This is a genomic window from Streptococcus infantis, from assembly GCF_047463655.1.
Classification (GTDB): Bacteria; Bacillota; Bacilli; order Lactobacillales; family Streptococcaceae; genus Streptococcus; species Streptococcus infantis_Z.
This window is the reverse complement of the sequence record NZ_JASHDM010000023.1, coordinates 1-5,057: the sequence shown is the minus strand read 5'-3', so window position 1 is coordinate 5,057 and position 5,057 is coordinate 1. Positions and strand designations below refer to the sequence as shown.

Sequence of the window (5,057 nt, the reverse complement as noted above, 5' to 3'; positions counted from 1 at the left end):
CTGTGATATACTAATATAGTTGTCACTTGAGAGAAGTGAGTGACAAAGACCTTTGAAAACTGAACAAGACGAACCAATGTGCAGGGCACTACAACTAAGGTTGTAGTACTGAACAATGAAAAAACAATAAATCTGTCAGTGACAGAAATGAGTGAGAACTCAAACTTTTAATGAGAGTTTGATCCTGGCTCAGGACGAACGCTGGCGGCGTGCCTAATACATGCAAGTAGAACGCTGAAGGAGGAGCTTGCTTCTCCGGATGAGTTGCGAACGGGTGAGTAACGCGTAGGTAACCTGCCTGGTAGCGGGGGATAACTATTGGAAACGATAGCTAATACCGCATAACAGTAGATATTGCATGATATCTGCTTGAAAGGTGCAATTGCATCACTACCAGATGGACCTGCGTTGTATTAGCTAGTTGGTGAGGTAACGGCTCACCAAGGCGACGATACATAGCCGACCTGAGAGGGTGATCGGCCACACTGGGACTGAGACACGGCCCAGACTCCTACGGGAGGCAGCAGTAGGGAATCTTCGGCAATGGACGGAAGTCTGACCGAGCAACGCCGCGTGAGTGAAGAAGGTTTTCGGATCGTAAAGCTCTGTTGTAAGAGAAGAACGAGTGTGAGAGTGGAAAGTTCACACTGTGACGGTATCTTACCAGAAAGGGACGGCTAACTACGTGCCAGCAGCCGCGGTAATACGTAGGTCCCGAGCGTTGTCCGGATTTATTGGGCGTAAAGCGAGCGCAGGCGGTTAGATAAGTCTGAAGTTAAAGGCTGTGGCTTAACCATAGTACGCTTTGGAAACTGTTTAACTTGAGTGCAAGAGGGGAGAGTGGAATTCCATGTGTAGCGGTGAAATGCGTAGATATATGGAGGAACACCGGTGGCGAAAGCGGCTCTCTGGCTTGTAACTGACGCTGAGGCTCGAAAGCGTGGGGAGCAAACAGGATTAGATACCCTGGTAGTCCACGCCGTAAACGATGAGTGCTAGGTGTTAGACCCTTTCCGGGGTTTAGTGCCGCAGCTAACGCATTAAGCACTCCGCCTGGGGAGTACGACCGCAAGGTTGAAACTCAAAGGAATTGACGGGGGCCCGCACAAGCGGTGGAGCATGTGGTTTAATTCGAAGCAACGCGAAGAACCTTACCAGGTCTTGACATCCCTCTGACCGCTCTAGAGATAGAGCTTTCCTTCGGGACAGAGGTGACAGGTGGTGCATGGTTGTCGTCAGCTCGTGTCGTGAGATGTTGGGTTAAGTCCCGCAACGAGCGCAACCCCTATTGTTAGTTGCCATCATTCAGTTGGGCACTCTAGCGAGACTGCCGGTAATAAACCGGAGGAAGGTGGGGATGACGTCAAATCATCATGCCCCTTATGACCTGGGCTACACACGTGCTACAATGGCTGGTACAACGAGTCGCAAGTCGGTGACGGCAAGCTAATCTCTTAAAGCCAGTCTCAGTTCGGATTGTAGGCTGCAACTCGCCTACATGAAGTCGGAATCGCTAGTAATCGCGGATCAGCACGCCGCGGTGAATACGTTCCCGGGCCTTGTACACACCGCCCGTCACACCACGAGAGTTTGTAACACCCGAAGTCGGTGAGGTAACCATTTGGAGCCAGCCGCCTAAGGTGGGATAGATGATTGGGGTGAAGTCGTAACAAGGTAGCCGTATCGGAAGGTGCGGCTGGATCACCTCCTTTCTAAGGATAAGGAATGCACATTGGTCTTGTTTAGTCTTGAGAGGTCTTGTGGGGCCTTAGCTCAGCTGGGAGAGCGCCTGCTTTGCACGCAGGAGGTCAGCGGTTCGATCCCGCTAGGCTCCATTGGTGAGAGATCACCAAGTAATGCACATTGAAAATTGAATATCTATATCAAATAGTAACAAGAAAATAAACCGAAAACGCTGTAGTATTAATAAGAGTTTATGACTGAAAGGTCAGAAAAATAAGGTTAAGTTAATAAGGGCGCACGGTGGATGCCTTGGCACTAGGAGCCGAAGAAGGACGTGACAAACGACGATATGCCTTGGGTAGCTGTAAGTAAGCGATGATCCAGGGATTTCCGAATGGGGGAACCCAACAGGTACTACCTGTTACCCATATCTGTTAAGGATATGAGGAGGAAGACGCAGTGAACTGAAACATCTAAGTAGCTGCAGGAAGAGAAAGCAAAAGCGATTGCCTTAGTAGCGGCGAGCGAAACGGCAGAAGGGCAAACCGAAGAGTTTACTCTTCGGGGTTGTAGGACTGCAATGTGGACTCAAAGATTATAGAAGAATGGTTTGGGAAAATCAGCCAAAGAGAGTGATAGCCTCGTATTCAAAATAGTCTTTGTACCTAGCAGTATCCTGAGTACGGCGGGACACGTGAAATCCCGTCGGAATCTGGGAGGACCATCTCCCAACCCTAAATACTCCCTAGTGACCGATAGTGAACCAGTACCGTGAGGGAAAGGTGAAAAGCACCCCGGGAGGGGAGTGAAATAGAACCTGAAACCGTGTGCCTACAACAAGTTCGAGCCCGTTAATGGGTGAGAGCGTGCCTTTTGTAGAATGAACCGGCGAGTTACGATATGATGCGAGGTTAAGTTGAAGAGACGGAGCCGTAGGGAAACCGAGTCTGAATAGGGCGTCTTAGTATCATGTCGTAGACCCGAAACCATGTGACCTACCCATGAGCAGGTTGAAGGTGCGGTAAGACGCACTGGAGGACCGAACCAGGGCACGTTGAAAAGTGCTTGGATGACTTGTGGGTAGCGGAGAAATTCCAAACGAACTTGGAGATAGCTGGTTCTCTCCGAAATAGCTTTAGGGCTAGCGTCGACATTAGAGATTCTTGGAGGTAGAGCACTGTTTGGGTGAGGGGTCCATCCCGGATTACCAATCTCAGATAAACTCCGAATGCCAATGAATTATGGTCGGCAGTCAGACTGCGAGTGCTAAGATCCGTAGTCGAAAGGGAAACAGCCCAGACCACCAGCTAAGGTCCCAAAATAATTGTTAAGTGGAAAAGGATGTGGGGTTGCACAGACAACTAGGATGTTAGCTTAGAAGCAGCTATTCATTCAAAGAGTGCGTAATAGCTCACTAGTCGAGTGACCCTGCGCCGAAAATGTACCGGGGCTAAAACAATTTACCGAAGCTGTGGATACCTTTATAGGTATGGTAGGAGAGCGTTCTATGTGTGAAGAAGGTGTACCGTGAGGAGTGCTGGAACGCATAGAAGTGAGAATGCCGGTATGAGTAGCGAAAGACAGGTGAGAATCCTGTCCACCGTAAGACTAAGGTTTCCAGGGGAAGGCTCGTCCGCCCTGGGTTAGTCGGGACCTAAGGAGAGACCGAAAGGTGTATCCGATGGACAACAGGTTGATATTCCTGTACTAGAGTATGTAGTGATGGAGGGACGCAGTAGGCTAACTAAAGCAGACGATTGGAAGTGTCTGTCTAAGCAGTGAGGTGTGAATTGAGTTAAATGCTTAGTTCTATAACATTGAGCTGTGATGGGGAGCGAAGTTTAGTAGCGAAGTTAGTGACGTCACACTGCCAAGAAAAGCTTCTAGCGTTTAAACATACTCTACCCGTACCGCAAACCGACACAGGTAGTCGAGGCGAGTAGCCTCAGGTGAGCGAGAGAACTCTCGTTAAGGAACTCGGCAAAATGACCCCGTAACTTCGGGAGAAGGGGTGCTGACTTTAAGTCAGCCGCAGTGAATAGGCCCAAGCAACTGTTTATCAAAAACACAGCTCTCTGCTAAATCGTAAGATGATGTATAGGGGGTGACGCCTGCCCGGTGCTGGAAGGTTAAGAGGAGTGCTTAGCGTAAGCGAAGGTATGAATTGAAGCCCCAGTAAACGGCGGCCGTAACTATAACGGTCCTAAGGTAGCGAAATTCCTTGTCGGGTAAGTTCCGACCCGCACGAAAGGCGTAATGATTTGGGCACTGTCTCAACGAGAGACTCGGTGAAATTTTAGTACCTGTGAAGATGCAGGTTACCCGCGACAGGACGGAAAGACCCCATGGAGCTTTACTGCAGTTTGATATTGAGTGTCTGTACCACATGTACAGGATAGGTAGGAGTCTAAGAGATCGGGACGCCAGTTTCGAAGGAGACGCTGTTGGGATACTACCCTTGTGTTATGGCCACTCTAACCCAGATAGGTGATCCCTATCGGAGACAGTGTCTGACGGGCAGTTTGACTGGGGCGGTCGCCTCCTAAAAGGTAACGGAGGCGCCCAAAGGTTCCCTCAGAATGGTTGGAAATCATTCGCAGAGTGTAAAGGTATAAGGGAGCTTGACTGCGAGAGCTACAACTCGAGCAGGGACGAAAGTCGGGCTTAGTGATCCGGTGGTTCCGTATGGAAGGGCCATCGCTCAACGGATAAAAGCTACCCTGGGGATAACAGGCTTATCTCCCCCAAGAGTTCACATCGACGGGGAGGTTTGGCACCTCGATGTCGGCTCGTCGCATCCTGGGGCTGTAGTCGGTCCCAAGGGTTGGGCTGTTCGCCCATTAAAGCGGCACGCGAGCTGGGTTCAGAACGTCGTGAGACAGTTCGGTCCCTATCCGTCGCGGGCGTAGGAAATTTGAGAGGATCTGCTCCTAGTACGAGAGGACCAGAGTGGACTTACCGCTGGTGTACCAGTTGTCTTGCCAAAGGCATCGCTGGGTAGCTATGTAGGGAAGGGATAAACGCTGAAAGCATCTAAGTGTGAAACCCACCTCAAGATGAGATTTCCCATGATTTTATATCAGTAAGAGCCCTGAGAGATGATCAGGTAGATAGGTTAGAAGTGGAAGTGTGGCGACACATGTAGCGGACTAATACTAATAGCTCGAGGACTTATCCAAAGTAACTGAGAATACGAAGTGTGAAGGATTTTCTTGGAATTTGATAGATATTCAATTTTGAGTAGGTATTACTCAAAGTTAAGTGACGATAGCCTAGGAGATACACCTGTACCCATGCCGAACACAGAAGTTAAGCCCTAGAACGCCGGAAGTAGTTGGGGGTTGCCCCCTGTGAGATAAGGAAGTCGCTTAGCT

At 49.7% G+C, this 5,057-nt stretch carries 1 tRNA gene and 3 rRNA genes; all 4 read left to right on the top strand.

Annotation, left to right across the window (positions count from 1 at the left end):
* The first annotated feature begins 166 nt into the window (after positions 1–166).
* Positions 167–1,712, top strand: a 16S ribosomal RNA gene (locus QM877_RS10045).
* 50 nt (positions 1,713–1,762) lie between these two features.
* Positions 1,763–1,835 (top strand) — tRNA-Ala (locus tag QM877_RS10040).
* A 125-nt stretch (positions 1,836–1,960) separates the two neighbouring features.
* Positions 1,961–4,862, top strand: a 23S ribosomal RNA gene (locus QM877_RS10035).
* Positions 4,863–4,940: 78 nt separating this feature from the next.
* A 5S ribosomal RNA gene (gene rrf, locus QM877_RS10030) occupies positions 4,941–5,056 on the top strand.
* The 16S, 23S and 5S rRNA genes sit together here with 1 tRNA gene alongside, the layout of an rRNA operon.
* Position 5,057: the final 1 nt, after the last annotated feature.